The sequence below is a fragment of the Enterobacter sp. 3U4 genome (assembly GCF_057224565.1).
Map to the genome: position 1 here is coordinate 2011064 of NZ_CP136665.1, position 26735 is coordinate 2037798.

26 protein-coding genes and 1 other annotated feature are annotated in these 26735 nt (G+C 58.3%); of the genes, 13 read left to right on the forward strand and 13 right to left on the reverse strand.

Going from position 1 to position 26735, the window contains the following annotated elements:
- Nucleotides 1-224: 224 nt before the first annotated feature.
- Nucleotides 225-2603, reverse strand: coding sequence for a phosphoenolpyruvate synthase (ppsA, locus tag RVY89_RS09490; RefSeq protein WP_420278147.1), 2379 nt, complete (start codon nucleotides 2601-2603; stop codon nucleotides 225-227).
- A 335-nt stretch (nucleotides 2604-2938) separates the two neighbouring features.
- Between ppsA and ppsR the strand changes: the two genes are divergently transcribed.
- The 8 genes from ppsR to RVY89_RS09530 all read left to right on the forward strand — a co-directional run bounded on the left by ppsR (nucleotide 2939) and on the right by RVY89_RS09530 (nucleotide 11056).
- Complete coding sequence (ppsR, locus tag RVY89_RS09495) at nucleotides 2939-3772, forward strand: posphoenolpyruvate synthetase regulatory kinase/phosphorylase PpsR (protein ID WP_023311315.1); 834 nt, start codon at nucleotides 2939-2941, stop codon at nucleotides 3770-3772.
- A gap of 152 nt (nucleotides 3773-3924) precedes the next feature.
- Entirely contained in the window at nucleotides 3925-4971 is a 1047-nt protein-coding gene (aroH, locus tag RVY89_RS09500; protein WP_126786165.1) for a 3-deoxy-7-phosphoheptulonate synthase AroH, read from the forward strand.
- A gap of 196 nt (nucleotides 4972-5167) precedes the next feature.
- On the forward strand, nucleotides 5168-5350 hold the full coding sequence (gene hemP, locus RVY89_RS09505; protein WP_252031239.1) for a hemin uptake protein HemP: 183 nt from the start codon (nucleotides 5168-5170) through the stop codon (nucleotides 5348-5350).
- A 77-nt stretch (nucleotides 5351-5427) separates the two neighbouring features.
- A complete protein-coding gene (locus tag RVY89_RS09510; protein WP_484827637.1) occupies nucleotides 5428-7410 on the forward strand; it encodes a TonB-dependent hemoglobin/transferrin/lactoferrin family receptor in 1983 nt (660 codons plus the stop codon).
- A gap of 35 nt (nucleotides 7411-7445) precedes the next feature.
- Nucleotides 7446-8474, forward strand: a complete 1029-nt coding sequence (gene chuS, locus RVY89_RS09515) for a hematinate-forming heme oxygenase ChuS (protein ID WP_484827638.1) — start codon at nucleotides 7446-7448, stop codon at nucleotides 8472-8474.
- Nucleotides 8471-9292 (forward strand): heme/hemin ABC transporter substrate-binding protein, encoded by an 822-nt coding sequence (locus RVY89_RS09520; RefSeq protein ID WP_484827639.1) that lies wholly within the window; start codon nucleotides 8471-8473, stop codon nucleotides 9290-9292. Before chuS ends, RVY89_RS09520 begins: the two co-directional genes overlap by 4 nt.
- Nucleotides 9292-10284, forward strand: coding sequence for a FecCD family ABC transporter permease (locus RVY89_RS09525; protein WP_484827640.1), 993 nt, complete (start codon nucleotides 9292-9294; stop codon nucleotides 10282-10284). The genes RVY89_RS09520 and RVY89_RS09525 overlap by 1 nt, the downstream gene beginning before the upstream one ends.
- Nucleotides 10277-11056: a heme ABC transporter ATP-binding protein gene (locus RVY89_RS09530; RefSeq protein WP_484827641.1), complete on the forward strand. Its 780-nt coding sequence runs from the start codon at nucleotides 10277-10279 to the stop codon at nucleotides 11054-11056. The genes RVY89_RS09525 and RVY89_RS09530 overlap by 8 nt, the downstream gene beginning before the upstream one ends.
- Here the strand turns inward: RVY89_RS09530 and RVY89_RS09535 are convergent.
- On the reverse strand, nucleotides 11002-11946 hold the full coding sequence (locus tag RVY89_RS09535) for a LysR family transcriptional regulator (RefSeq protein WP_484827642.1): 945 nt from the start codon (nucleotides 11944-11946) through the stop codon (nucleotides 11002-11004). The two genes, RVY89_RS09530 and RVY89_RS09535, sit on opposite strands and share 55 nt — an antisense overlap.
- 141 nt (nucleotides 11947-12087) lie before the next feature.
- Here RVY89_RS09535 and RVY89_RS09540 point away from each other — a divergent pair, with 141 nt between their 5' ends.
- The 5 genes from RVY89_RS09540 to RVY89_RS09560 are packed head-to-tail and all read left to right on the forward strand — an operon-like array spanning nucleotide 12088 to nucleotide 16862.
- Complete coding sequence (locus RVY89_RS09540; RefSeq protein WP_484827643.1) at nucleotides 12088-12795, forward strand: CoA transferase subunit A; 708 nt, start codon at nucleotides 12088-12090, stop codon at nucleotides 12793-12795.
- Between the two features lie 2 nt (nucleotides 12796-12797).
- Nucleotides 12798-13454 (forward strand): CoA transferase subunit B, encoded by a 657-nt coding sequence (locus tag RVY89_RS09545; RefSeq protein WP_484827644.1) that lies wholly within the window; start codon nucleotides 12798-12800, stop codon nucleotides 13452-13454.
- Nucleotides 13455-13463: 9 nt separating this feature from the next.
- On the forward strand, nucleotides 13464-14645 hold the full coding sequence (locus tag RVY89_RS09550) for an acetyl-CoA C-acetyltransferase (protein ID WP_484827645.1): 1182 nt from the start codon (nucleotides 13464-13466) through the stop codon (nucleotides 14643-14645).
- Between the two features lie 44 nt (nucleotides 14646-14689).
- Nucleotides 14690-16081: a GntP family permease gene (locus RVY89_RS09555; protein WP_484827646.1), complete on the forward strand. Its 1392-nt coding sequence runs from the start codon at nucleotides 14690-14692 to the stop codon at nucleotides 16079-16081.
- A gap of 10 nt (nucleotides 16082-16091) precedes the next feature.
- Nucleotides 16092-16862: a 3-hydroxybutyrate dehydrogenase gene (locus RVY89_RS09560; protein WP_484827647.1), complete on the forward strand. Its 771-nt coding sequence runs from the start codon at nucleotides 16092-16094 to the stop codon at nucleotides 16860-16862.
- 42 nt (nucleotides 16863-16904) lie between these two features.
- Here RVY89_RS09560 and selO read toward each other — a convergent pair whose 3' ends face one another.
- The 11 genes from selO to rplT all read right to left on the reverse strand — a co-directional run bounded on the left by selO (nucleotide 16905) and on the right by rplT (nucleotide 26723).
- Nucleotides 16905-18347, reverse strand: a complete 1443-nt coding sequence (selO, locus tag RVY89_RS09565) for a protein adenylyltransferase SelO (RefSeq protein WP_484827648.1) — start codon at nucleotides 18345-18347, stop codon at nucleotides 16905-16907.
- Between the two features lie 61 nt (nucleotides 18348-18408).
- Entirely contained in the window at nucleotides 18409-19125 is a 717-nt protein-coding gene (locus RVY89_RS09570) for an EAL domain-containing protein (RefSeq protein WP_484827649.1), read from the reverse strand.
- A 294-nt stretch (nucleotides 19126-19419) separates the two neighbouring features.
- Nucleotides 19420-19884, reverse strand: coding sequence for an NlpC/P60 family protein (locus RVY89_RS09575; RefSeq protein ID WP_028017229.1), 465 nt, complete (start codon nucleotides 19882-19884; stop codon nucleotides 19420-19422).
- Between the two features lie 74 nt (nucleotides 19885-19958).
- Complete coding sequence (gene btuD, locus RVY89_RS09580) at nucleotides 19959-20714, reverse strand: vitamin B12 ABC transporter ATP-binding protein BtuD (protein WP_484827650.1); 756 nt, start codon at nucleotides 20712-20714, stop codon at nucleotides 19959-19961.
- Nucleotides 20714-21265: a glutathione peroxidase gene (locus RVY89_RS09585; RefSeq protein ID WP_371897680.1), complete on the reverse strand. Its 552-nt coding sequence runs from the start codon at nucleotides 21263-21265 to the stop codon at nucleotides 20714-20716. The genes btuD and RVY89_RS09585 overlap by 1 nt, the downstream gene beginning before the upstream one ends.
- 22 nt (nucleotides 21266-21287) lie before the next feature.
- A complete protein-coding gene (gene btuC, locus RVY89_RS09590; RefSeq protein ID WP_484827651.1) occupies nucleotides 21288-22268 on the reverse strand; it encodes a vitamin B12 ABC transporter permease BtuC in 981 nt (326 codons plus the stop codon).
- A gap of 103 nt (nucleotides 22269-22371) precedes the next feature.
- The gene (gene ihfA / locus RVY89_RS09595; protein ID WP_003857805.1) at nucleotides 22372-22671 is read right to left on the reverse strand and encodes an integration host factor subunit alpha; all 300 of its coding nucleotides are present in this window, start codon (nucleotides 22669-22671) and stop codon (nucleotides 22372-22374) included.
- 4 nt (nucleotides 22672-22675) lie between these two features.
- Complete coding sequence (gene pheT / locus RVY89_RS09600) at nucleotides 22676-25063, reverse strand: phenylalanine--tRNA ligase subunit beta (RefSeq protein ID WP_484827652.1); 2388 nt, start codon at nucleotides 25061-25063, stop codon at nucleotides 22676-22678.
- A gap of 15 nt (nucleotides 25064-25078) precedes the next feature.
- A complete protein-coding gene (pheS, locus tag RVY89_RS09605) occupies nucleotides 25079-26062 on the reverse strand; it encodes a phenylalanine--tRNA ligase subunit alpha (protein WP_020884406.1) in 984 nt (327 codons plus the stop codon).
- Nucleotides 26063-26124: 62 nt separating this feature from the next.
- Nucleotides 26125-26249, reverse strand: a sequence feature (Phe leader region).
- On the reverse strand, nucleotides 26200-26244 hold the full coding sequence (pheM, locus tag RVY89_RS09610) for a pheST operon leader peptide PheM (RefSeq protein ID WP_001386830.1): 45 nt from the start codon (nucleotides 26242-26244) through the stop codon (nucleotides 26200-26202). (Overlaps the previous feature by 45 nt.)
- A 117-nt stretch (nucleotides 26250-26366) precedes the next feature.
- Nucleotides 26367-26723, reverse strand: coding sequence for a 50S ribosomal protein L20 (gene rplT, locus RVY89_RS09615; protein WP_000124850.1), 357 nt, complete (start codon nucleotides 26721-26723; stop codon nucleotides 26367-26369).
- Nucleotides 26724-26735 lie beyond the last annotated feature (12 nt).

Genomic DNA, 26735 nt, shown 5'->3' on the forward strand with positions numbered 1-26735 from the left:
CCTTTTTATCAGGTTAAAACGTATTTCAACCAGTTGCGCATCATCTGAAGGGAAATGCGCAGTAAGGCTCAAGTATTAGCAACGCGTTGCGCGCTAACAATTGTCTAAATTGACAGACAAATTATGATATTTGGTTTTTTACTTTATTTGTGATGGGGAGCATATTCGGGAGGAAATAAAAAAGGCGAGAAGATATCTCCTCGCCTTTATCCGCTTTTAAGCGGTTATTTATTAAGTTCCGCCAGGCTCAGCCAGGTTTGCACCACGGTGTCCGGGTTCAGGGACAGGCTATCGATCCCCTCTTCCATCAGCCATGCGGCAAAGTCTTCATGGTCGGATGGACCCTGACCGCAGATCCCGACGTATTTACCCTGCTTCTTCGCGGCGCGGATGGACATGGAGAGCAGCGCTTTCACCGCCTCGTTGCGCTCGTCGAACAGCTCGGAGACCACGCCGGAGTCGCGGTCCAGACCCAGCGTCAGCTGCGTCATGTCGTTCGAACCGATAGAGAAGCCGTCGAAGTGCTCGAGGAACTGCTCGGCCAGCAGGGCGTTGGACGGGATCTCACACATCATAATAATCTTCAGCCCGTTCTCGCCGCGCTTCAGCCCCTGACGCGCCAGCTCGTCCACAACGGCTTTCGCCTGATCCACGGTACGCACGAACGGGATCATAATTTCGACGTTGGTCAGCCCCATGTCGTTGCGCACGCGCTTCACCGCCTCACACTCCAGCGCGAAGCAGTCGCGGAAGCTGTCAGACACGTAGCGTCCGGCCCCGCGGAAGCCCAGCATCGGGTTCTCTTCTTCCGGCTCGTAGCGCTCGCCGCCGACCAGGTTGGCGTATTCGTTAGACTTAAAGTCAGACAGACGTACGATCACGCGTTTCGGATAGAAGGCGGCACCCAGCGTCGCGATCCCTTCGGTCAGACGGCCGACGTAGAACTCTTTCGGCGAGTCGTAGCCTTTCATCATCTCGCGGATTTCGTTCTGCAGCTTCGGCTCCTGGTCGTCAAACTCCAGCAGCGCACGCGGGTGAACGCCGATCATACGGTTGATGATAAACTCCAGGCGCGCCAAGCCTACGCCTTCGTTCGGCAGGCAGGCGAAGTCGAACGCGCGGTCCGGGTTACCGACGTTCATCATGATCTTCAGCGGCAGGTCCGGCATGGTATCCACGCTGGAGCTCTTCACGCTGAAGTCGAGAATATCGGCATACACGTAGCCGGTATCGCCTTCGGCACAGGAGACGGTCACGTTCTGTCCGTCCTTCATGCGCTCGGTAGCGTCACCGCAGCCGACAACCGCAGGGATACCCAGCTCGCGGGCAATGATCGCCGCATGACAGGTACGACCGCCGCGGTTGGTGACGATAGCCGCCGCTTTCTTCATGATCGGTTCCCAGTCCGGGTCGGTCATGTCGGTTACCAGCACGTCGCCCGGCTCAATACGGTTCATCTCGCTGATGTCGTGGATCACTTTAACCGGGCCGGCACCGATGCGGTGACCGATAGCACGGCCTTCCGCGACGATTTTTCCCTGCGCGTGCAGCGTATAACGCTCCATCACCTGACCGCGTGAGCGGACGGTTTCCGGGCGCGCCTGCACGATAAACAGCTTGCCGGTGTTCCCGTCTTTCGCCCATTCGATATCCATCGGACGGCCGTAGTGTTTTTCAATCTGCACCGCCTGCTTCGCCAGCTCCTGCACTTCGGCATCGGTCAGAGAGAAGCGGTCGCGCTGCTCCTGCGGTACATCTTCAATTTTAACCTGCTTGCCATGCTCCTGGGTCGGGGCATAGATCATGCGGATTTTTTTCGAGCCCATGGTGCGGCGCACCACCGACGGACGGCCAGCGGCCAGCGTAGGCTTGTGGACGTAGAATTCGTCAGGGTTTACCGCGCCCTGCACGACCATCTCACCCAGCCCCCACGCGGAGGTGATAAACACCACCTGGTCGAAGCCGGATTCAGTATCAATGGAGAACATCACGCCGGATGAGCCCACGTCCGAGCGCACCATGCGCTGCACGCCAGCGGAGAGCGCCACGCCGCGATGGTCGTAGCCCTGGTGCACGCGATAGGAGATGGCACGGTCGTTGAACAGGGAAGCAAACACGTGCTTCACCGCCACCAGCACCGCATCGTAACCCTGGACGTTCAGGAAGGTTTCCTGCTGCCCGGCAAACGAGGCGTCCGGCATATCTTCTGCGGTTGCAGAGGAACGCACGGCAAAGGAGGCCTGCGCATCGTCAGCAGAGAGCTGGTTGTACGCGTCGTGAATGGCTTTTTCCAGTTCCGGCTGGAAAGGTGTGTCGATGATCCACTGGCGGATCTGCGCCCCGGCTTTGGCAAGCTCGGTGACGTCATCAATATCCGTTTTATCCAGCAGGTCGTAAATGCGCTGGTTAACACCGCTCTGGTCTAAAAACAGGTTAAAGGCATCGGCGGTGGTGGCAAACCCGTTCGGTACGGAGACACCCATACCCGACAGATTTGTAATCATTTCACCCAGGGAGGCATTTTTGCCCCCAACTCTGTCTACATCATTCATGCCGAGTTGGTTATACCAAAGCACCAGCGGTGACGAGCCATTGTTGGACATCGAAACAATCCTTTTGTGATATTTGATCGGAGTAAGTAACACCTGACTACGTATTTATACTGGCATATTTATTTCCGCTAAAAAAACGGTGAATCGTGTAAGCAATTTAAAAATTCAACTTTTCGGATACTTTCCCATCAACGATTAACCCGATGATTCCTCTATATTCAGCCAGAAATCCCAAAAATAAAGTCGCTATTTGAAAAATGAAATCCACTTTTCAGGAAAATCAAAAACAGCGTTTCATTCATAATTAGGATAAGTTCTTTGCTGTGTAAATTACTTTTTTAATTTATGCTTTCAGACAATTACGTCTGATATTCAGGGTGGGTAAAATGGATAGTGCTGTCGATCGTCACGTTTTTTATATTTCTGATGGTACGGCGATCACCGCCGAGGTGCTGGGCCACGCGGTGATGTCGCAGTTTCCCGTATCGATCAACAGCATTACGCTGCCGTTTGTCGAAAATGAGAGCCGTGCCAAAGCGGTGAAGGATCAAATTGACGCCATTTACCAGCAGACCGGCGTCCGCCCGCTGGTGTTCTACTCCATCGTGATCCCCGAAATTCGCTCCATCATTTTGCAGAGTGAAGGCTTCTGCCAGGATATCGTGCAGGCGCTTGTAGCTCCGCTGCAAAGCGAACTTAAGCTCGACCCAACGCCTATCGCCCACCGTACCCACGGGCTGAACCCCGGCAACCTGACCAAGTACGACGCGCGTATCGCCGCCATCGATTATACCCTCGCGCACGACGACGGTATCTCTCTGCGTAATCTCGACCAGGCGCAGGTGATCCTGCTTGGCGTGTCGCGCTGCGGCAAAACGCCGACCAGCCTCTACCTGGCGATGCAGTTTGGCATTCGCGCCGCAAACTACCCGTTTATCGCTGATGACATGGATAACCTGGTCCTGCCTGCCGCCCTTAAGCCGCTGCAGCACAAGCTGTTCGGCCTGACGATCAACCCGGAACGCCTTGCGGCCATCCGCGAAGAGCGACGCGAGAACAGCCGCTACGCCTCCATGCGCCAGTGCCGAATGGAGGTCTCCGAAGTGGAAGCCCTGTACCGCAAAAATCAGATCCCATGGCTGAACAGCACCAACTATTCGGTGGAAGAAATTGCCACCAAAATTCTCGACATCATGGGACTTAACCGCCGCATGTACTAACATGCTAGTACATTAACTCAGATTCAGGTATCATCATCGGCAACCACGGGGCGGTGTCGCCCCGAACTTGAAATCAGCAGGGATTGGTTTAAGGTGATGCCCATCACTTCCCGGTAGTCTGCCGATGAAGCAAAAATTTTCTGAGACATTCCATGAATAAAACCGATGAACTCCGCACTGCGCGCATTGACAGCCTGGTCACGCCGGCTGAACTGGCCCAGCGGCATCCTGTTTCCGCTGCCGTTGCGGAACACGTGACGGCCTCCCGCCGCCGCATTGAAAAAATCCTTAATGGTGAAGACAAGCGTCTTCTGGTGGTGATTGGTCCCTGCTCCATCCACGATCTGGATGCCGCGATGGACTATGCAAAACGGCTTCAGGGCCTGCGGGATAAGTACCAGCATCGCCTTGAGATCGTGATGCGCACCTACTTTGAAAAACCGCGGACCGTGGTGGGCTGGAAAGGGCTGATTTCCGATCCTGACCTCAACGGCAGCTATCGCGTGAATCACGGTATCGAGCTGGCGCGGAAGCTGCTTTTGCAGGTCAACGAGCTGGGCGTGCCGACGGCGACCGAGTTTCTTGATATGGTGACCGGGCAGTTTATCGCCGATCTGATCAGCTGGGGCGCGATTGGCGCACGCACTACCGAAAGCCAAATCCACCGCGAGATGGCCTCCGCCCTCTCCTGTCCGGTCGGCTTTAAAAACGGGACCGATGGCAATACCCGTATTGCGGTTGATGCCATCCGCGCTGCCCGTGCCAGCCACATGTTCCTGTCGCCGGATAAAAGCGGTCATATGACCATCTACCAGACCAGCGGTAACCCGTACGGGCACATCATTATGCGCGGCGGCAAGAAACCCAATTACCATGCACAAGATATTGCGGCGGCCTGTGAAACCCTGGCCGAGTTCGACCTGCCGGAACATCTGGTGGTGGACTTCAGCCACGGCAACTGCCAGAAGCAGCATCGCCGCCAGCTGGACGTCTGCGATGAGATCTGCCAGCAGATCCGCAGCGGTTCAACCGCCGTTGCAGGGATTATGGCGGAGAGCTTTATCAAAGAAGGCACGCAGAAAATCGTTGCCGGACAGCAGATGGCGTACGGCCAGTCGATCACCGACCCGTGCCTGAGCTGGGAAGACAGCGAGCTGCTGCTGGAGAAGCTGGCTGCTGCGGTTGACACACGCTTTTAAAATCCTGCCGGGTGGCGCTGCGCTTACCCGGCCTACGTTTCTTGCCGTTGTAGGCCCGGTAAGGCGAAGCCGCCACCGGGCTTTTTATTGCACAATATTGATCCCCTCACCCTTTTTTCACAAAAACGCTTGCCGTGAATTTGCAGTTTATTGATAATGATTATCATTGTTACATTGATTGCTATTTATAAACATTATGTCACGTACGGATAACAGCGCGGCAACGCCAGCAAAAAAACACACAGCACCAGCCCCCGCCGAGCGTCGGATAGACAGCAAAACCCTGCTCGGCGATGAGGGCCGGGTCATTATCGAGCATGACGGCCAGCGCTATCTTCTGCGCCAGACCCATGCCGGAAAACTGATCCTCACAAAATAAACAACACCTAAAAATTCGCCAGCCACCCAGGTAACACCCAGGCAGCCAGCGCTTTTCACTTCTTATGGAGAGTTGCTATGCCACACCTGCCTTCCGCATCTTTACGTCCGTCACTTCTGGCGCTGGCGATTGTCAGTACCCTGCCGGGCGTCGCGTTCGCCGCCACAGACGACATTACCGTCACCGCCACGGGCAACGCCCGCAGCACCTTTGAAGCGCCCATGATGGTAAGCGTGATTGACGCCAGCGCGCCGGAGAAACAAACCGCCAGCTCGGCGGCCGACCTGCTGCGTAACGTCCCCGGTCTGACTCTGGACGGCACCGGGCGCACCAACGGGCAGGACGTGAACCTGCGCGGCTATGACCGTCGCGGCGTGCTGGTGCTGGTTGACGGCGTACGTCAGGGCACCGATACCGGCCACCTGAACAGTACGTTCCTCGATCCGGCGCTAATTAAGCGTATCGAAGTGGTTCGCGGCCCGTCGGCCCTGCTGTACGGCAGCGGCGCGCTGGGCGGCGTGATTTCCTATGACACCGCTGATGCGATAGATCTGCTCGAACCGGGTAAAAACAGCGGTTACCGCGTGTTTGGAACGGGCGCGACGGGCGATCGCAGCCTCGGGATGGGGGCGAGCGCCTATGGCCGCACCGATACGCTGGACGGTCTGGTCTCCTGGTCCAGCCGGGATCGGGGTGATATCCGCCAAAGCGACGGTGCATCCGCGCCTAACGACGAATCCATCAACAACATGCTGGCGAAAGGTAGCTGGAAACTCGACCCGGCCCAGACCCTGAGCGGCTCCCTGCGCTACTACAACAACGCCGCTCAGGAGCCGAAAAACCCGCAAACTGCCGGAACGGACAGCAGCAACCCGATGACCGATCGCTCCACCATCCAGCGCGACGCGCAGGTGGGCTACCGCATCGCCCCGGAAGGTAACGACTGGCTGAACGCCGACGCGAAGGTCTACTGGTCCGAAGCGCGCATTAATGCCCAGAACATCGACGGCAGCGGTGAGTTCCGCAAGCAGACCACCAAAGGCGGCAAGGTGGAAAACCGCACCCGCCTGTTCAGCGACACCTTTGCAGCACACCTTCTGACCTACGGCGGGGAATACTATCGTCAGGAGCAGCATCCGGGCGGAGCAACCACCGGCTTCCCGGACGCGAAAATCGACTTCAGCTCCGGCTGGCTGCAGGATGAGATCACCCTGCGCGATCTGCCTGTTACCCTGCTGGGCGGCACGCGCTATGACAACTACCGCGGCAGCAGCGACGGCTACAACGATGTGGATGCCGACAAGTGGTCTTCCCGCGCCGGGTTAACCGTTAGCCCAACCGACTGGCTGATGCTGTTTGGCTCTTACGCGCAGGCGTTCCGCGCGCCCACCATGGGTGAGATGTACAACGACGCCAAACACTTCTCCATTGGCCGCTTCTATACCAACTACTGGGTGCCAAACCCGAACCTGCGCCCGGAAACCAACGAAACGCAGGAGTTTGGTTTTGGCCTGCGCTTTGACGATCTGATGCTTGCCAACGATGCGCTGGAGTTTAAAGCCAGCTATTTCGATACCAAAGCCAAAGACTATATCTCCACCACCGTCGATTTTGCCGCCGCAACCACCATGTCGTACAACGTCCCGAACGCCAAAATCTGGGGCTGGGACATGATGGCAAAATACTCGGCCGACCTCTTCAGCCTCGATCTGGCCTATAACCGCACGCGCGGGAAAGACACCGAGTCGGGCGAGTATATCTCCAGCATTAATCCGGATACCGTTACCAGCAAGCTGGACGTTCCGGTGGCGCAAAGCGGGTTCTCCGTCGGCTGGATTGGCACCTTTGTCGATCGCTCAACGCATATCAGCAGCAGCTACAGCGAGCAGCCGGGCTATGCGGTCAACGATTTCTACGTGAGCTACAAAGGCCAGGAGCGACTCAAAGGCGTGACCACCACTCTGGTGCTGGGCAATGCCTTTGACAAAGCGTACTGGTCACCTCAGGGCATTCCGCAGGACGGTCGTAACGGCAAGATTTTCGTAAGCTATCAGTGGTAATTCCCTTCGGGGCAACTATTCAGAAGGAAGAGACAATGAATCACTACACGCGCTGGCTTGAGCTAAAAGAAGCCAATCCGGGTAAGTACGCGCGCGACCTCGCAGGGTTAATGAACATCAGTGAAGCAGAGCTGACCTTTGCCCGCGTGGGCCACGACGCCTGGCGACTGCGCGGTGAAATCCGCGAGATCCTGAGCGCGCTGGAGGCGGTGGGCGAAACCAAATGCATCTGCCGCAACGACTTCGCCGTTCACGAGCAGGTCGGGACCTTCACCAACCAGCACCTGAACGGCCATGCCGGGCTGGTGCTGAACCCGCGCGCGCTGGATCTGCGCCTGTTCCTCAACCAGTGGGCGAGCGTGTTTCACATCAGTGAAGCCACCGCCCGCGGCGAGCGGCAGAGCATTCAGTTCTTCGACCACCAGGGCGATGCTCTGCTGAAGGTCTACGCCACGGACAACACTGACGTTTCCGCCTGGGGCGACGTGCTGACCCGCTTTATCTTTGCCGACAACCCGCCGCTGGCGTTGAAGATGGCCGATGCACCGGCTCACGCTGAAAACGCGGATGCCGCGCTTGTGGACAAAGAGTGGCGCGCCATGACCGACGTTCATCAGTTCTTCAGCCTGCTCAAACGCCATAACCTCAGCCGCCAGCAGGCGTTTCGCCTGGTGGGTGACGATCTGGCCTGTCGGGTAGAAAACACCGCGCTGGCGCAGCTCCTGGAGACGGCGTGCCGGGACGGTAACGAAATCATGGTCTTCGTCGGCAACCGCGGCTGCGTGCAGATCTTCACCGGCGCGGTGGAAAAGCTGACGCCGATGAAAGGCTGGCTGAACATCTTTAACCCAACCTTTACCCTGCATCTGCTTGAAGGATCCATTGCGGAAACGTGGGTCACGCGCAAGCCGACGGCTGACGGGCATGTTACCAGCCTGGAGCTGTTTGCCGCCGACGGAACGCAAATCGCCCAGCTGTACGGCCAGCGCACGGAAGGCGAACCGGAGCAGAGCCAGTGGCGCAGCCAGATTGACGCCTTAACGGCGAAAGGGCTGGCCGCATGAAACGGTGGCTTGCCCTGCTCAGCGCCCTGCCCCTGCTGGCGTTTGCTGCGCCGCAGGAGAAAATCGTTACCCTCGGCGGCGACGTTACCGAGATTGTCTACGCTCTCGGCGCCGCGTCTTCGCTGGTGGCCCGCGACAGCACCAGCCAGTGGCCGCAGGCGGCGAACGACCTGCCTGACGTGGGCTATCTGCGCCAGCTCAACGCGGAAGGGATCTTATCCATGCGCCCCACGCTGGTGCTGGCCAGCGCCCAGGCGCAGCCGTCTCTGGCGCTAAAGCAGGTTGAGCAAAGCCACGTCAGGGTAATCGTTGTTCCTGCCGGTAACGATCTGAACGTCATTGACGAAAAGGTGCGGATCGTCGCTGAAGCGACGCACCGCGAGGCCGAGGGGGAAGCCCTGCGCAAGACGCTGCGTCAGGCGCTGTCGGCGCTTCCCGCCTCACCGCTCAATAAGCGGGTGCTGTTTATTCTCAACCACGGCGGGATGACCGCCATGGCAGCCGGACAACAGACCGGTGCGGACGCGGCCATTCGTGCGGCGGGGCTCAAAAACGCGATGCAGGGGTTCACCCGCTATCAGCCGCTGTCTCAGGAAGGCGTGATTGCCAGCCGACCCGACCTGGTGGTGATTTCTCAGGACGGCATCAACGCCCTTGGCGGTGAAGCGAATCTGTGGACGCTGCCCGGCCTGGCGCAAACCCCGGCAGGACGCAACAGGCAGGTGCTGGCGATTGACGATATGGCGCTGCTGGGCTTCAGCGTGCGAACGCCGCAAGCCATCCAGCAGCTGCGTGCCAGAGCGGAGCAGCTGCCCTGATGTCCCGGCGGATAGCCTTATCGCTATGGATGCTGGCCGCGATCCTGACCATCATGACGCTCGCAGCTAGCGGGGTTGGGGCATTACACCTGCCGGTCAGCCTGCTGTGGAACGGCACGGACGAGGCGCTGCGTCAAATCTGGCTGACGATCCGCCTGCCTCGCGTGCTGCTGGCGCTGGCGATCGGCGGTTCGCTGGCGCTGGCGGGCTGCGTGATGCAGGGGCTGTTTCGCAACCCGCTGGCGGATCCGGGCCTGCTCGGCATCAGCAGCGGCGCTGCGCTTGCCGTTGCGCTGTGGGTGGTGATTCCGCTCTCGCTGCCTGCCCTGATGATGCTGTATGCCCCAATGCTGGCGGCGTTTCTCGGCGCGCTGGCCGCCACCGTCGTCATTTTTCTGCTCAGCCGGCAGCGCGACGCATCCCTGTCGCGCCTGCTGCTGGTGGGCATTGCCATCAACGCCCTGTGCGGCGCCGCCGTAGGCGTCCTGTCGTGGCTCAGCAATGATGCCCAGCTTCGCCAGCTGTCGCTCTGGGGAATGGGCAGCCTCGGCCAGGCGCAGTGGTCAACGCTGCTGGCCGTCGCGTCGCTGATGGTCCCCACCGCGCTGGTTATCTGGCGTCTGGCAGGCGCCCTCAACCTGCTGCAGCTGGGGGACGAAGAGGCGCATTACCTCGGCGTGGAAGTTGCCGCCGTGCAGCGGATCCTGCTGTTGTGCAGCGCCCTGCTGGTGGCTGCCGCCGTTGCGGTCAGCGGCGTGATCGGCTTTGTCGGCCTGGTGGTGCCGCACCTGGTGCGCATGTGGCTGGGAGCCGACCATCGGGCCGTGCTCCCCGGCTCGGTGCTGGCCGGTGCGCTGCTCCTGCTGGTGGCCGATACGCTGGCGCGCAGCCTGGTCGCCCCGGCGGAAATGCCGGTCGGCTTATTGAGCAGCCTTCTCGGCGCGCCGTGGTTCCTGTGGCTTATCTTTCGTCGCGGAGGTGCGCATGGCTGAACGCTACTGTGCAGAAAACCTTGTTTTTCGCGCCGGGCAACGCACGCTGATTCACGACGTGTCGCTGACCTTATCCCAGGGCGAGCTGGTGGCGCTGATTGGCCCCAACGGCGCCGGGAAATCGACGCTGTTGCGGCTGCTGACCGGCTATCTTAAACCTGCGGACGGACGGTGCAGCCTGGCGGGTACACCGCTTGCGGCCTGGCAGCCGGAAACGCTCTCACGCTACCGGGCGGTGATGCGCCAGAACACGCAGCTCGGATTTGACTGGCCGGTTGAGGCGGTCATCGGTATGGGGCGTGCGCCCTGGACCCGCACGCCTGAAGCGTCGGTTATCGAAGAGGTTATGGCCGTCACCGGCTGTTTACCGCTGGCGGGCAGGCAGTTTGCCGCGCTCTCCGGCGGCGAGCAGCAGCGCGTTCAGCTTGCCCGCGCGCTGGCTCAGCTCTGGTGCGACGGCGCGCCGCGCGGCTGGCTGTTCCTTGATGAACCCACGTCTGCGCTGGATCTTTATCACCAGCAGCATCTGCTGCGTCTACTGAAATCCCTGACCGGCCGGGGACATCTGCACGTTTGCGTGGTGCTGCACGACCTCAATCTGGCGGCGCTGTGGGCGGACCGCATCCTGCTGCTGCACAGCGGCAGGATCGTCTCCCAGGGAGAACCGGAAGCCGTTTTGCACGCCGATGCGCTGGCGCGCTGGTACGGCGCGCAGGTTCACGTCGGCAGGCATCCGGCTCGCGCCGTGCCGCAGGTGTTTCTAGCCCCCTGATCGGGCTGGTAAAAATCTTTCAGCGTTTCCAGCAGGGCATGCGCCGCTTTAGAGAGCTGCGTGTGCCCTGGATGGATCGCCCCGATGCACTTTTCAATCCGCGGGCTATCCAGCGGGATACAGACCGCGCCCAGCGCCGTCATCTGCTCCTCGCAGAGCGCCGGAACGGCGCTGCCGCCCAGCCCGCTCGCGACCATTCGCCCGACCGTCACCAGCTGATGACTCTCCAGCGCCACGTCCAGCTTTCTGCCGCTTCGCGCCAGCTCTTCTTCCATCATCAGACGCACCGCTGAGGGGCGCTGGAGGGTGATGAAATCCAGCGTCAGCAGCTCTTCCCATGTCAGACGCTTTTTGCCCGCCAGCGGGGAATCTTTCGGCACAATGGCAACAAACCGGTCGAGGCCCAGCGGGGTAAACAGCAGGTTGTGCGTGGGCGCGGGCTCAAAGGCAATGCCCATCTCGACCCGCCCTTCCCGCACCATCTCAATCACCTGCTCGTTAATCACGTCATGCACGGTGACGTTGATTCCGGCATGGCGATCGCGAAACGCTTTCAGCACCTCGGGCAAGACGTTCGCGGCAAACGACGGCATGGCCGCGACCGAGATTTTACCGCGCTGAAGCGTAAAGCACTGGTGCATCGCCTCTTCGACGTTATCCCAGTCGGCAAGCAGCTGGCGCGCCATAGGTAAAAACGTCTCGCCCTCCTGCGTCAGCGCGACCTTGCGCGTGCTCCGCTGCAGCAGCGGTCCGCCGAGCGCGTCCTCCAGCGCTTTAATCGTCAGGCTCAGGGCCGGCTGGGAGAGATTCAGACGTTCGCTGGCGTGCGCGAAATTGAGAGTGTGAGCTACCGCTAAAAACGCGCGTAACTGTTTGACACTCATTCTCATTTTTCACCCTGTTAACTAATTGAAAAAAATTTAGTTAACAGGAAATTAATAAAAAAACCAAATGAGTGGGTCACAAATTCAAAATTAACAAATGAGTTGCCTCCCCTAATGATACCGCCACGGTTAAGAGGAGGAATGACGATGGCGGGACTGGATAAGCGCGTCGACAGCTATGCGCAGGCGCTGGATGGGCTGACGGACGGGATGACTTTGCTGGCGGGCGGCTTCGGCCTGTGCGGTATTCCGGAGAACCTGATTGCAGAGGTCAGACGCCGTCAGGTGAAAGACCTGACGGTGGTATCAAACAACTGCGGCGTGGACGGTTTCGGTCTCGGGCTTCTGCTCGAAACGCGGCAGGTTCGCAAAGTGGTGGCCTCTTACGTCGGCGAAAACGCGCTGTTCGAGCAGCAGGTGCTGAGCGGCGAACTGGAGATTGAACTCACTCCTCAGGGCACGCTGGCGGAAAAGGTGCGCGCGGGCGGCGCGGGCATTCCGGCATTTTACACGGCCACCGGCTACGGCACGCCCGTGGCAGACGGTAAAGACGTGCGCCAGTTTGCAGGGAAGCACTACATCCTTGAAGAAGCCATTACCGGTGATTTCGCGCTCATTAAGGGTTGGAAAGCGGACTGGTACGGCAACGTTGTCTATCGGCATACCGCGCAAAACTTTAATCCGCTGATGGCCACGGCGGGCCGGATAACGGTCGTCGAGGTGGAAGAGATTGTTGCGCCGGGCGAGCTGCCCCCGTCGGCCATTCATACCCCGGGCATTTACGTCGACAGGCTGATTGTCGGCCAGTTTGAAAAACGCATTGAACAGCGCACGCTGCGCGCGGAAGGAGTGTGACGATGTTAACCCGTGAACAGATGGCCATGCGCGTCGCCCGGGAGTTGCGCGACGGATATTACGTCAACCTGGGGATAGGCATTCCTACCCTGGTGGCGAACTACATTCCGGAAGGAATGGACGTGATGCTGCAGTCGGAAAACGGGCTGCTGGGGATGGGCGCGTTTCCTGACGAGCAGAGCCTCGACGCCGACATGATCAACGCCGGTAAACAGACCGTGACCGCGCGGACAGGCGCGGCCATTTTCGACTCGGCCGAGTCGTTTGCCATGATCCGCGGCGGCCATGTCGACCTGACGGTACTGGGCGCGTTTGAAGTGGACGTCGAGGGCAATATCGCCTCGTGGATGATCCCCGGAAAGATGGTTAAGGGCATGGGCGGCGCGATGGATCTCGTCGCCGGGGCGCAGAACATCATTGTGGTGATGACCCACGCGTCAAAAAGCGGCGAGTCAAAGCTGCTGTCGCGCTGCACGCTGCCGCTTACGGGCGCGGGCTGCATCCGCCGGGTCTTAACCGATCTCGCATTGCTGGAGATAGAGGACGGCGCGTTCGTCCTGCGGGAATACGCCCCCGGCGTCAGTATCGACGAAATTGCGGCTAAGACGGCCGGAAAAATGATTGTGGCGGACGACGTTCGCGAGATGCGCTTTAGCTGAGGACTCACGATGAAAGAGGTCATGATTGTCGGGGCAACGCGAACCCCTATTGGCAGTTTTCGCGGATCGCTCGCGCCCCTCTCTGCGGCCGAGCTGGGGGCCGTCGCGGTTCATCGTCTGCTTGAAAGCAGCGGTCTTCCAGCAGAGACGATAGACGAGGTGATTTTCGGCCAGGTGCTGACGGCGGGATGCGGACAAAACCCTGCGCGCCAGACGGCCATCGCCGCCGGATTGCCCGTCAGCACGCCAGCGACAACGGTCAACCTGGTCTGTGGCGCGGGCTTGAAAGCGGTGCAGCTCGCCGCGCAGGCGATCCGCTGCGGCGACGCGGAGGTATCGATCGCAGGCGGTCAGGAGAGCATGAGCAACGCCCCCTATCTGCTGGACGGCGCTCGTTCAGGGCTGCGTTTTGGCCATACGGGCCTGCAGGACAGCATGATTACCGACGGTCTGTGGGACGCGTTCAACGATTATCACATGGGGATCACCGCTGAAAACGTCGCCCGGCAGTACGGCATTTCCCGCGAACAGCAGGACGCCTTCGCTGCCCGGTCGCAGCAAAAAGCGGCCGCCGCCATCGAAGCGGGCCGGTTTGATGCTGAGATAGCGCCGGTGACGGTGAAACAGGGTAAAAAACCGCCGCTTGTCGTCAGCCGTGACGAACAGCCCCGGCCTGGGACCACCGCCGAGCAGCTGGCGCAGCTGCGCCCCGCCTTTTTGCCAGTGGAAGGCACGGTCACGGCGGGAAATGCCTCCACGCTCAACGACGGCGCCGCTGCGGTACTGCTGATGAGCGGCGAAAGAGCGCGGGAGAGCGGTTTGCCGATCCTCGGTCGCATCGTGAGTTACACCGTGACGGGCGTTGACCCGTCGGTGATGGGCATCGGTCCGGTCAGCGCCTGCCAGACCGCGCTGGCGCGGGCGGGCTGGACGCTCGATGACGTGGATCTCATTGAAGCCAATGAAGCCTTTGCCGCGCAGGCGCTGGCGGTGGGCCAGCAGCTCGGCTGGGATGAACGCAGGGTGAACGTTAACGGCGGCGCTATCGCCCTCGGTCATCCGATTGGAGCCTCCGGCTGCCGCATCCTCGTGACGCTGCTGCACGAAATGCAGCGCCGTGACGTTAAAAAAGGGCTCGTCACCCTTTGCGTAGGCGGCGGGCAAGGCATTGCTCTGACCGTCGAGCGTTAAGCATCTCGTTGGTACCCGAATAATAATTAAAGTGAGGAGTCGTAATGAGCGTGTTAATTGCCCTGGCGGCGCTGGCGCTGCTGATGCTGGCGGCCTATCGCGGATATAGCGTGATTTTGTTTGCGCCGATTGCGGCGCTCGGCGCCGTGCTGCTGACCGACCCGGGCGCCGTCGGCCCGACGTTTACCGGCCTGTTCATGGAAAAGATGGTGGGCTTCGTCAAGCTCTACTTCCCGGTGTTCCTGCTGGGGGCGGTGTTTGGCAAACTGATTGAGCTTTCCGGCTTCTCACGCTCCATCGTCGCCGCCGCGATTCAGATCCTCGGCCGTCGCCACGCGATCCCGGTGATTGTTCTGGTGTGCGCGCTGTTAACCTACGGCGGCGTGTCGCTGTTTGTGGTGGCGTTTGCGGTTTATCCGTTTGCCGCCGAACTGTTCCGCCAGAGCGGCATCCCTAAACGGCTGATCCCGGCCACGGTGGCGCTCGGGGCATTCTCGTTTACCATGGATGCCCTACCGGGCACGCCGCAGATCCAGAACATTATCCCCACCAGCTTCTTTGGTACCAACGCCTGGGCCGCGCCGTGGCTGGGGCTTATCGGCTCCCTGTTTATCATTGTCTTTGGCCTGCTCTGGCTGGAGCGGCAGCGGCGTAAGGCGCTCAATAACAATGAAGGTTACGGCACGGATCTGAAAAATGAACCGGAAACGCCGGACAACATTAACCTCCCTCACCCGCTGATTGCCATCGCCCCGCTGCTGGTGGTGGGCATACTGAACCTGCTGTTTACCCGCTGGATCCCCGGCTGGTACGGCACGACCCACGAGCTGACCCTGCCCGGTCTGGCGAAACCGATCGTGACCGAGGTGGGCAAGATCACCGCCATCTGGGCCGTTGAAGCGGCGCTGATCTCAGGTATCGTGCTGGTGCTGGTTTTTGGCTTTCACAACATCCGGGGGCGTCTGGCTGAAGGCAGCCGGACCGCGGTGAGCGGCGCAATTCTTGCGGCGATGAATACCGCCTCGGAGTACGGTTTCGGCGCGGTTATCGCCGCCCTGCCCGGTTTTCTGGTGTTATCCCACGCGCTGGCGGCCATTCCGAATCCGCTGCTGAATGAAGCTATCAGCGTGACGGTGCTTGCGGGGATCACCGGCTCGGCGTCAGGCGGGATGAGTATTGCGCTCGCCGCCATGTCCGACACGTTTGTCGCCGCCGCCCACGCCGCCAACATCCCGCTTGAGGTGCTGCACCGCGTGGCGTCAATGGCGAGCGGAGGAATGGATACCCTTCCCCATAACGGCGCGGTGATTACCCTGCTGGCGATTACCGGCCTGAGCCATCGCCAGGCCTACGGCGGCATTTTTGCTATCACCATCATTAAAAGTCTGGCAGTGCTTTTTGTCATTGCCGTGTTCTATCTGACCGGCATTGTGTAAGGAGAGAAAGATGAATCTGAACGGAAAAACCGCCCTGGTGACGGGCTCGACCAGCGGCATTGGACTTGGGATCGCCCGCGTGCTGGCGAAGGCCGGGGCGCAGCTGATCCTTAACGGTTTCGGCGACAGCGAATCAGCAATAGAAGAGATTGCGCAACTGGGCAAAAAGCCGGGGTATCACGATGCGGACCTGCGAGACGTCCTGCAAATTGAAGACCTGATGCGCTACGCCGAATCGCAGTTTGGCGGCGTAGACATTCTCGTCAACAACGCCGGGATACAGCATGTGGCGCCGGTTGACGCGTTTCCGGTGGAGAAATGGAACGACATTATCGCCATTAACCTCTCTTCGGTGTTTCATACCAGCCGGCTGGCGCTGCCTGCCATGCGCGAGAAAAACTGGGGGCGTATCATTAATATCGCCTCCGTTCACGGGCTGGTCGCGTCAAAAGAGAAATCGGCCTACGTTGCCGCCAAGCATGGCGTGGTGGGCTTTACGAAATCGCTGGCGCTGGAAACCGCTCGCACCGGTGTTACCGCCAATACCATCTGTCCCGGCTGGGTGCTGACCCCGCTGGTGCAGCAGCAAATCGACCAACGTATCGCTGACGGCGTACCGCCGGAGCAGGCTCGGGAACAGCTTCTGGCGGAGAAACAGCCTTCGGGCGAGTTTGTTACCCCGGATCAGCTGGGTGAACTGGCGCTGTTTTTGTGCAGCGACAGCGCCGTTAACGTTCGCGGCGCCGCGTGGAATATGGACGGCGGCTGGGTCGCGCAGTGACGTTGAGGCCGGGTAAGGCGAATCCGCCCCCCGGCCAAAAGACTAGCTTGAGCAGCTGACCTCCAGCCGCTTGCCCCAGTCAGGCGGGCGGTTGACGTAGTCATCATCCCGGTCGGCAAACGGCGTGCGCAACGCCACGTGCAGACGGTGTAGCTCGTCGTACTCGCCCTGCTCTGCCTGCTCAATCGCCCGCTGCGCCAGCCAGTTGCGCAACACCATCGCCGGGTTCGTCGCGTTCATCTGCGTCTGGCGGGTCGCGTCATCCACCTGCTCCTGCTGCAGCCGCGCGCGGTAGGATGCAAACCAGTCGTCAAACGCCTGCCTGTCAATAAACTCATCGCGCAGCGGCGAGGCGGCGCTGCGCTGCTCCGTCTGCCCCAGCATCCGGAAGGTGCGCGTGTAATCGCTGCCCTCGCGCGCCATCAGGGCAAACAGGCCATTGAGGATGTCGTTATCGCCCCTCTCCTGCGTCACCAGCCCCAGCTTGTTGCGCATCAGCGAGCCATATTCCCGCAGTAAGATCTCCTGATAGCTGTCGAGCGCATCGTTGAGGGCGTCAACGTCAATAAACGGCGACAGGGTTTGCGCTAGCCGCTGCAGATTCCACAGGCCCACCGCGGGCTGATTGTCAAAACTGTAGCGCCCCTGATAGTCGGAGTGGTTGCAGATATAGCCAGGCTGGTAATCGTCCAGGAAACCGAACGGGCCGTAGTCAAAGGTCAACCCGAGAAGCGACATGTTGTCCGTATTCATAACGCCGTGGGCAAAGCCTACCGTTTGCCAGCGGGCAATCAGGGCTGCGGTTCGGGCAACCACATCCCTGAACCAGAGAACGTATTTATCCGCCTCGTCCTGCAAATGCGCCCAGTGGTGACGAATGGCAAAGTCAGCCAGCTGGCGAACGCTGTCCGGCTCGCGGCGATAGTAAAAGTGCTCAAAATGGCCGAAGCGCAAATGGCTTTGCGCAATACGCATCAGCATTGCCCCTTTTTCTACCGTTTCGCGCGCTACCGGCGTATCGCTGGTAACGATCGACAGCGCGCGGGTAGTGGGAATACCCAGGGCATGCATCGCCTCGGAGCCCAGGCACTCGCGAATCGTTGAACGCAGAACCGCACGCCCGTCGCCCATCCGCGAATACGGCGTCAGGCCCGCGCCTTTGAGGTGCCAGTCAACCGTCTCCCCGTTGGGAAGCTGTTGTTCACCGAGCAGGATCCCCCTGCCGTCGCCCAGCTGTCCCGCCCAGACGCCAAACTGATGTCCGCTATAGACCTGAGCCAGAGGTTGCATACCGGCGAGAAGCGTTTCACCGCCCCAGACGCCTGCGCCCTCTGAATGCTGAAACAGCTCAGGCGGAATGGCCAGCTCTTCTGCCAGTAAATCGTTATGCCAGATAAGGCGTGAATTTTGTAACGGTGTTGGTTTGAGTGCGGTGTAAAAGCCAGGCAACTCGTCATGCCAGTGAGCAGTAAAAGACAGGGTCATAAGTCCTCCTGCTTTTAGTGTAGAGGGTTTACCCGCACTTAAACACGGGCGAAAGCAAGGGTTATCGCTGCTGAACCAGCGTAGTGACGTGTTCTGCGGAGACGGCAGGCCAGAGTGCCCCCTGCATGGCGCCAAAATTGAAGGACAAAACGCGTTGCAACAGGCCGTGGTCATCAATGCCTGAGACAATCACAGACTGGCAGTGCGGCGTGATTTGCCAGAGGATGGCGCGCATAAAAGGCTCAAAAGAGAGCTCCGGAGCACGCTGCTGAATGAATCCTTTATCAAGGATGACCCGTTTAAATAATCCATCATAGACCGCTTTGAGCGATGCGGCGCCTGCGCCAAAGTTTGCCAGCACCAACGGGAAATGGATTGCCATTCTCGCCAGCTGCAGATCGTCCTTTCCGTTATTTAAACCTGGATAATTCTCATTAACAGTAAACTCAAGAAACGGATAACGCTCAAGGATTGAAACAGCGTTTCCATTACTTAATAAAAACTCAACTATTGCAGGTGTAATATTGATCCATGCAATTAACTGATGCTGAATAAAAAACAGTTTACAGGTATCAAGCAATTGCAGTTTTTCGTTAAACAGCGCTAACTCTTCGGCTGCTGAAAGTCGTGGGATAACAAGCTCAGTGGGGATCCGCACCTCGCTGCCGACGCCAGTAAAGTTAACCAGAATTTCTAAACCTTTAAGCTCCCCTGCGCTATTACGGGCTGGCAGAAGCATCAGTTCAGACTGGTAAGCATTATCTAGCGTAATAATCATTGCACTCGCCCCGCATTAAAGATGAAAGAGGACATCCTGGAGCAATTGCCGACACAATTCCACTGTCTTGATTTTAATAAGATTAATTTCATTAGTTCCGTATTTATTTTCAGATTTATCCCTGAATCTTAAATAATTTTATCCTGGTTGCTGAATAATAGCCAGTTTTAGATAAAACAGACACATGCAGGATTCGCTAATTTTAGGCAAATTTAACTTTAAGCATCTTATTTGAGAAAAAACGGCATGATTTATTACTTACCATGCCGTCATAAGAGAAGCATCCGACAAAGACTATATACGCCGTGCCTGCCAGAAATTTTTACGCCAGTAAACATTATCAAGAGAAGAGCGCATCACGCCGCGGCTGGTCGAAGCGTGAATGAACTGATTGTCTGTATCATATATACCCACATGAAGACCGCTTTCACCCGATCCGGTTTTGAAGAAAACCAGGTCACCGGGCAGAAGCTCGTCTTTATCAATTTCAGTGCCAATTTCTGCCTGTTTGCGCGTTTCGCGCGGAAGCTGTAAATCAAACTTATCGCGAAACGTCATCAGAACGAAGCCGGAGCAATCTACGCCACCGCGGCTCATGCCGCCGTAGCGATAAGGCGTGCCGCGCCAGTTGCTCAGCTGATCGTTAAGGCTGGCAATCACGGTGATCGAATCTGAAAGCCGTGGGTTAGGCGGCGGCGCACGATGGCTACTGCATCCCGCAAGAAAAAGTGCGGCCATCAGGAGAAACCAGAATCGCATTTTCAGACGAATCCTCTGCTTTTTTTGTTCTTTTCGTAATTTAGCGTGCAATTGTGCTCACAGGCAAGAAACGGTTACGTCTGCCCGGTAGAAATCAGCATCTTATGTCCCTCTATATCCAGCCTGCGGAACGACATGTTGTACGCACGGGCAAGATTGGGCGGCGTAAGAACCCGATCCCGCGCACCGCTGGCAATCATCTTTCCCTTCGACAGCAGCCACACCCGGTGGGCATGACGCAGGCTGTGGTTGAGATCATGGCTGCTCATCACCACGGCAATACCTTGTCGGCTCAGGGCGCTGAGTAGCGTATCCAGTGCCGCCTGCTGCGCTACGTCCAGACCGCTCATGGGCTCATCGAGAAGCAGCATCCGCCCGTGAGAATTGCCGCCCGGGTGGATCTGAAGGATGACGGCCGCCAGGCGCACCCGCTGCCACTCTCCACCGGAAAGCTGGCTGGCATGCCGGGAAAGTTTATCTTCAAGCCCCAGGGCCGCGGCCACGTCCGTCAGTAGTGCCGTCTGTTGTTTATCGTGCAAATGCAGCGTCAGATAGTGCCAGACCGGCATCGCAAAGGGCGGCACCTGCTGCTGCACGAGGTAACTGCGCCGATGCGCCAGCGAGGCCGGTGACCAGTCGGCGAGCGTATGCTCCAGCAGCGTTATCTGCCCTTCTCCGTCGGTCATGCCTGCCATCCGTGCCAGCAGCGTGCTCTTCCCCGCACCGTTTGGCCCGACAAGATGCAGGATTTCTCCCGCATTGATGGTACCGGTTATCGGCTCCAGACGTCCCCTCTCGGCAACGTCCGTGAGCTGCATCAGCAACGACATTATTTCGCCAGCGCCAGCTTGATCGATTCCATAACGATTGGATCCTCAGGGGTCATATCCGGCGAAAAGCGTTGAACCACCTGGCCGTCGCGACCAATCAGGAATTTTTCGAAGTTCCAGAGAATGTCGTCCGGGTAAAGCGGCGCGCGGCCTTTGCTGGCCATGCGTTCATAAAAACCACTGCCTTCCGGCGCAACGGCCTTCGGCGCGGCAGCGATAAGCTTCGCATACAGCGGATGGCGGTCTTCACCGTTGACATCGATTTTGCTGAACAGCGGGAACGTCACGCCGTAGGTCGTGCTGCAGAAGGTTTTAATCTCCTCTTCGCTGCCCGGCTCCTGGCCCAGGAACTGGTTGCAGGGGAAGCCCAGCACGGTGAAACCGTCTTTCTCCCAGGCCTTCTGAATGTTTTCCAGCTGCTCGTACTGCGGCGTCAGGCCACATTTGGATGCCACGTTGACGATCAGCAACACGTTGCCTCTGTAGCCTTCCAGCGTGGTTTTCTCGCCGTCAATGGTGGTCACTTCAGTATTCAGGATATCTGACTGCATAGCATTTCCTCAGATTGTCGATTTAACGTCCAGCTTTTAATAGTAGCCAGATAAAGACCGGCGCGCCCAGCGTGGCGGTCACCACGCCGATGGGCAGCTCTGCAGCCGTCAGGGCAAGCCGGGCGATGATGTCAGCCACCAGCAGCGTGACTGCTCCGGCAATCGCCGAGGCCGGAAGCAAGGTTCGATGGTCCGTGAGGCCGTACAGACGGAGCATGTGTGGAATCACCAGGCCAATAAAGCCAATCGCACCCGCCAGGGCCACGCTGACGCCGACCAGCCAGCCAATGGCAATTACCAGCACATTACGCCAGAACCCAATCGGCATGCCCAGCTGGCGGGCAGAGGTTTCACCCAGCGCGAGCATATTCAGCGGCTGCGCCTGCAGGGCGGCCCACACGATGACCGGTACCAGCAGCGCCATCAGCCAGCCCTGGTGCCAGTCAACGCCGCCAAAGCCGCCCATCATCCAGTACATGAGCTGTCGCAGGTCAAAGGATGTTGAAAAGTAGACCGCCCAGGTCATCAACGCGCTACAGATGATCCCCAGCGCCACGCCGGCAAGCAGCAGACGACTGGTCGATAAGTGCCTTCTGGCAAAACGAAGCAGGATGAGCGTTATCAGTAATGCGCCGAGAATCGCACTCAGGCTAATACTCCATCCGGTGAGTTCTCCCCCGCCCAGCATCACCGCCGCAATCAGGCCTACGCCAGCTCCGTTCGACACGCCGAGCAGCCCAGGCTCCGCCAGCGGGTTATCAAACAATGCCTGCATTATGGTGCCGCACAGCGCCAGCGCGGCGCCCACCAGAACCACCGCAACGGTGCGCGGCAGGCGAATTTGCCAGACGAAGAGCTGCCCGTCCGGACCCCACCAGCTTTCAGGCCCAATCCATCGGTCTCCCGCGCAGAGGCTCACGCCCGCGGCGACAATGAGCAGCAGCACCAGCAAAAGCAGGCGACGCTTATCGGAACGGTGCTGGTGATGGGCATAATCAAGCATGTGTTAGGTTTTAGTAGCGTGAGATGTAATTGATTTTACGGCGGGTTTGCCGGAGAGCGCAAAGAAAAAAGGCCGCGTGGGCGGCCTTTTTAGTTAGTTCATATTACTCTGCTTTGGGCGTTGCGTTTTCGACACGGCTTTTTAACTTCTGGCCGGGTCTGAAGGTCACCACGCGGCGGGCTGTAATGGGAATATCTTCCCCCGTCTTCGGGTTGCGGCCCGGACGTTGGTTTTTGTCTCGCAAATCAAAATTGCCAAAACCGGAGAGTTTTACCTGCTCACCATTTTCCAGAGCACGACGGATCTCTTCGAAAAACAGCTCTACCAGCTCTTTGGCATCCCGTTTGCTAAGCCCAAGCTTATCAAACAGATATTCTGACATTTCAGCTTTTGTAAGCGCCATAGGTTCAATCCCTCAATGATGCCTGGAATCGCTCTTTTAATGCCTCTACACATTTGGCGACGGTAGCGGCAATCTCCTCTTCTTCGAGTGTACGGCTGGTATCCTGAAGGATAAGGCTAATAGCGAGGCTCTTGAAACCTTCTGCTACGCCCTTGCCGCGGTACACGTCAAATAAGTTTACGCCAACTACCTGATTTACGCCAACTTTCTTACATTCGGCCAAAATATCTGCTGCAGGCACATTTTCCGCGACTACAACCGCGATATCACGGCGGTTTGCCGGGAAGCGGGAGACGTCCTGAGCCTGGGGAATAACGCGGTCAGCCACCGGGCTCCATTCCAGCTCGAACACGATGGTACGGCCGTTCAGGTCCAGCTTACGCTCCAGCTCAGGGTGAACAACCCCAATAAAACCAACGCGTTTGCCGTCTAAATAGATAGCTGCGCTCTGGCCCGGATGCAGTGCCGGGATGGCTTCTGCGCGGAATTCAATTTCAGATAATTTACCGGTCAGATCCAGAATCGCTTCCAGATCGCCCTTCATATCGTAGAAATCAACCGTGCCTTTTGCCAGGTCCCAGTGCTCTTCATAGCGGTTGCCGCTGATGGCGCCAGCCAGCATGAGATCCTGACGGATGCCTAAATTTGCCTGATTATCCGGTACAAAGCGCAAACCGCTTTCGAAAATTCGCACGCGGTTTTGCTGGCGATTCTGGTTATAAACGACAGTGCCCAGCAGGCCCGTCCACAGGGACAGACGCATCGCGGACATTTCGCTGGAGATTGGGCTTGGCAGGATCAGCGCTTCCTGGCCCGGGTGGATCAGCTGCTGCAGTTTTGGATCAACAAAGCTGTAGGTGATCACTTCCTGGTAGCCTTTGTCGTTCAGCATGGTTTTCACACGCTTCAGGGACAGGTCGGCTTCACGGTGGGTGCCCATCACCAGACCTGCCTGGACAGGCTCGTCAGGGATATTGTTGTAGCCGTAAACGCGGGCCACTTCTTCCACCAGATCTTCTTCAATTTCCATGTCGAAACGCCATGATGGCGCAACGGCTTTCCACTCGTCCTGGCCTTCGGTCACTTCACAGCCCAGACGCTTCAGGATGTCGGTCACCTGCGCATCGGCAACGTGGTGACCAATCAGGCGATCCAGCTTGCTGCGGCGCAGGGTGATGGTCGCACGCTTCGGCAGCGTCGCGTCGTTGGTGACGTCGATAACCGGGCCCGCTTCACCGCCGCAGATGTCGATCAGCAGGCGGGTAGCACGTTCCATCGCTTTGTACTGCAGCGCCGGGTCAACGCCGCGCTCGTAGCGGTGAGAGGCATCGGTATGCAGGCCGTGACGGCGTGCGCGACCGGTAATGGAGAGCGGGCTGAAGAATGCGCATTCCAGCAGGACATTTTGCGTCTCGTCGTTTACGCCTGAATGCTCGCCCCCGAAGATACCGCCCATAGCCAGCGCTTTGCTGTGGTCAGCAATCACCAGGGTATCGGCGTTCAGTTTCGCTTCACTGCCGTCCAGCAGAACCAGGGTTTCGCCCTCTTTCGCCATGCGCACAACGATGCCGCCGTCGATACGATCTTTATCGAACGCGTGCATTGGCTGGCCCAGCTCCAGCAGAACGTAGTTAGTCACGTCAACCACGGCGTCGATAGAGCGGATACCGCAGCGGCGCAGCTTCTCTTTCATCCACAGCGGGGTTGGCGCTTTCACGTTGATGCCTTTCACCACGCGACCGAGGTAGCGCGGGCAAGCATCCGCAGCGTCAACCTGAATAGGCAGCACGTCACTGATGGTCGCTTCAACCGGCGCAATGTCCGGCGCGTTCAGTTCGGTCTGGTTCAACACGGCCACGTCGCGCGCCACGCCGATGATCCCTAAGCAGTCAGCACGGTTTGGCGTGACGCTGATTTCGATGGTGTTGTCGTCAAGCTTCAGGTATTCACGGATATCGGTGCCGACTGGCGCGTCCAGCGGCAGCTCAATGATGCCGTTGTGGTCATCGGAAATACCCAGCTCGGAGAAGGAGCACAGCATGCCTTCAGACGGCTCGCCGCGCAGCTTAGCCGCTTTGATTTTGAAATCGCCCGGCAGCACTGCACCGACGGTCGCCACGGCCACCTTCAGGCCCTGACGGCAGTTTGGCGCGCCGCAGACGATATCCAGCAGACGGTCACCGCCCACGTTTACTTTTGTCACGCGCAGTTTGTCAGCGTTAGGGTGCTGGCCGCACTCTACCACTTCGCCGACGACCACGCCGTTGAATGCACCGGAAACCGGCTCAACGCCGTCCACTTCCAGACCCGCCATGGTGATCTGGTTAGAAAGCGCGTCGCTGTCCAGCGTGGTGTTCACCCACTCGCGTAACCACAGTTCACTGAATTTCATTGTTCTGTCCTGCCCTTATTTAAACTGTTTGAGGAAACGCAGATCGTTTTCGAAGAATGCACGTAAGTCGGTTACGCCGTAGCGCAGCATGGTCAGACGCTCCATGCCCATACCGAAGGCAAAGCCGGAGTAAACTTCCGGATCGATACCCACGTTGCGCAGCACGTTTGGATGCACCATGCCGCAGCCCAGCACTTCCAGCCACTTGCCGTTTTTGCCCATCACGTCAACTTCCGCAGACGGTTCGGTGAACGGGAAGTAGGACGGACGGAAACGAACCTGCAGATCTTCCTCAAAGAAGTTGTTCAGGAAATCGTGCAGCGTGCCCTTCAGGTTGGTGAAGCTGATGTTTTTATCAACAATCAGGCCTTCCATCTGGTGGAACATTGGGGTGTGGGTCTGATCGTAGTCGTTACGATAGACGCGGCCCGGCGCGATAATACGAATTGGTGGCTCCTGCTCCTTCATGGTACGGATCTGAACGCCGGAGGTCTGGGTACGCAGCAGACGCGTAGCGTCGAACCAGAAAGTGTCGTGGTCAGCGCGTGCCGGATGATGGCCAGGAATGTTCAGGGCGTCGAAGTTATGGTAATCATCTTCGATTTCCGGGCCAGTCGCCACGGTAAAGCCGAGCTCACCGAAGAAACTTTCAATGCGATCGATGGTACGGGTAACCGGGTGCAGACCGCCGTTTTCGATGCGGCGACCCGGCAGAGAAACGTCGATCGTCTCCGCGGCCAGACGCGCATTCAGCACCGCGCTTTCCAGCTCGGCTTTGCGTGCGTTCAGCGCCTGCTGTACCTGCTCTTTGGCTTCGTTAATCACCGCCCCCGCTGCCGGGCGCTCTTCTGGCGGCAGCTCACGCAGGGTTGTCATTTGAAGGGTCAGGTGCCCTTTCTTCCCAAGATATTCGACGCGGACATTGTCTAACGCGGCAACATCTGAGGCCTGATTAATGGCGGCTGTTGCACTGGCAACCAGCTCTGCGAGATGTGACATGATTTTCCTCATTATGTCGGTGCAGACACCGATTTGGTGGAGTTATTCTCTCAAATTCAGGCACAAAAAAAGCCTCCATCGGGAGGCTTATCTGGCGCTGTTTTTCGTTTCATCTTTCACGCGCTAGCCTCCTGAAGTCAGGTGCTAAAGTAAAAGAAGAAGCGGAAAATAGCAGCATTCATGCTTGCGTTACCTTGTTGGGTAAAAACCGTTGAGACCTTATTGAAAAGCCTGCACGGGTAAATGTCAATCTTCTTACAGGGTTATATGAAAAGAGGGAGCCAGGCCCCCTCTCTCAACTGGCTTATGCCAGTGCTGCTTTCGCTTTTTCGACCAGAGCGGTGAACGCTACTTTGTCGAATACTGCGATGTCAGCCAGGATCTTACGGTCGATTTCAACAGAGGCTTTTTTCAGGCCGTTGATGAATTTGCTGTAAGAAATACCGTTCTGACGTGCTGCTGCGTTGATACGCGCAATCCACAGTTGACGGAACTGACGCTTACGCTGACGACGGTCACGGTAAGCGTACTGACCTGCTTTGATAACAGCCTGGAAGGCAACGCGGTAAACGCGTGAACGCGCACCGTAGTAGCCTTTAGCTTGTTTCAAAATTTTCTTGTGACGTGCACGTGCAATTACACCACGTTTTACGCGAGCCATGTGTGCTCTCCT

What these genes read in the sequence shown, in the direction of transcription:
- pheT (WP_484827652.1), bottom strand. Translation starts at nt 25,063, where the DNA reads ATGAAATTCAGTGAACTGTGGTTACGCGAGTGGGTGAACACCACGCTG.
- btuC (WP_484827651.1), bottom strand. Translation starts at nt 22,268, where the DNA reads ATGCTTGATTATGCCCATCACCAGCACCGTTCCGATAAGCGTCGCCTG.
- RVY89_RS09530 (WP_484827641.1), top strand. Translation starts at nt 10,277, where the DNA reads ATGGCTGAACGCTACTGTGCAGAAAACCTTGTTTTTCGCGCCGGGCAA.
- ppsA (WP_420278147.1), bottom strand. Translation starts at nt 2,603, where the DNA reads ATGTCCAACAATGGCTCGTCACCGCTGGTGCTTTGGTATAACCAACTC.
- RVY89_RS09540 (WP_484827643.1), top strand. Translation starts at nt 12,088, where the DNA reads ATGGCGGGACTGGATAAGCGCGTCGACAGCTATGCGCAGGCGCTGGAT.
- RVY89_RS09585 (WP_371897680.1), bottom strand. Translation starts at nt 21,265, where the DNA reads ATGCAGTCAGATATCCTGAATACTGAAGTGACCACCATTGACGGCGAG.
- ppsR (WP_023311315.1), top strand. Translation starts at nt 2,939, where the DNA reads ATGGATAGTGCTGTCGATCGTCACGTTTTTTATATTTCTGATGGTACG.
- RVY89_RS09550 (WP_484827645.1), top strand. Translation starts at nt 13,464, where the DNA reads ATGAAAGAGGTCATGATTGTCGGGGCAACGCGAACCCCTATTGGCAGT.
- RVY89_RS09520 (WP_484827639.1), top strand. Translation starts at nt 8,471, where the DNA reads ATGAAACGGTGGCTTGCCCTGCTCAGCGCCCTGCCCCTGCTGGCGTTT.
- chuS (WP_484827638.1), top strand. Translation starts at nt 7,446, where the DNA reads ATGAATCACTACACGCGCTGGCTTGAGCTAAAAGAAGCCAATCCGGGT.
- btuD (WP_484827650.1), bottom strand. Translation starts at nt 20,714, where the DNA reads ATGTCGTTGCTGATGCAGCTCACGGACGTTGCCGAGAGGGGACGTCTG.
- RVY89_RS09525 (WP_484827640.1), top strand. Translation starts at nt 9,292, where the DNA reads ATGTCCCGGCGGATAGCCTTATCGCTATGGATGCTGGCCGCGATCCTG.
- pheS (WP_020884406.1), bottom strand. Translation starts at nt 26,062, where the DNA reads ATGTCACATCTCGCAGAGCTGGTTGCCAGTGCAACAGCCGCCATTAAT.
- RVY89_RS09570 (WP_484827649.1), bottom strand. Translation starts at nt 19,125, where the DNA reads ATGATTATTACGCTAGATAATGCTTACCAGTCTGAACTGATGCTTCTG.
- RVY89_RS09510 (WP_484827637.1), top strand. Translation starts at nt 5,428, where the DNA reads ATGCCACACCTGCCTTCCGCATCTTTACGTCCGTCACTTCTGGCGCTG.
- aroH (WP_126786165.1), top strand. Translation starts at nt 3,925, where the DNA reads ATGAATAAAACCGATGAACTCCGCACTGCGCGCATTGACAGCCTGGTC.
- RVY89_RS09555 (WP_484827646.1), top strand. Translation starts at nt 14,690, where the DNA reads ATGAGCGTGTTAATTGCCCTGGCGGCGCTGGCGCTGCTGATGCTGGCG.
- RVY89_RS09575 (WP_028017229.1), bottom strand. Translation starts at nt 19,884, where the DNA reads ATGCGATTCTGGTTTCTCCTGATGGCCGCACTTTTTCTTGCGGGATGC.
- hemP (WP_252031239.1), top strand. Translation starts at nt 5,168, where the DNA reads ATGTCACGTACGGATAACAGCGCGGCAACGCCAGCAAAAAAACACACA.
- RVY89_RS09545 (WP_484827644.1), top strand. Translation starts at nt 12,798, where the DNA reads ATGTTAACCCGTGAACAGATGGCCATGCGCGTCGCCCGGGAGTTGCGC.
- rplT (WP_000124850.1), bottom strand. Translation starts at nt 26,723, where the DNA reads ATGGCTCGCGTAAAACGTGGTGTAATTGCACGTGCACGTCACAAGAAA.
- RVY89_RS09560 (WP_484827647.1), top strand. Translation starts at nt 16,092, where the DNA reads ATGAATCTGAACGGAAAAACCGCCCTGGTGACGGGCTCGACCAGCGGC.
- ihfA (WP_003857805.1), bottom strand. Translation starts at nt 22,671, where the DNA reads ATGGCGCTTACAAAAGCTGAAATGTCAGAATATCTGTTTGATAAGCTT.
- RVY89_RS09535 (WP_484827642.1), bottom strand. Translation starts at nt 11,946, where the DNA reads ATGAGAATGAGTGTCAAACAGTTACGCGCGTTTTTAGCGGTAGCTCAC.
- selO (WP_484827648.1), bottom strand. Translation starts at nt 18,347, where the DNA reads ATGACCCTGTCTTTTACTGCTCACTGGCATGACGAGTTGCCTGGCTTT.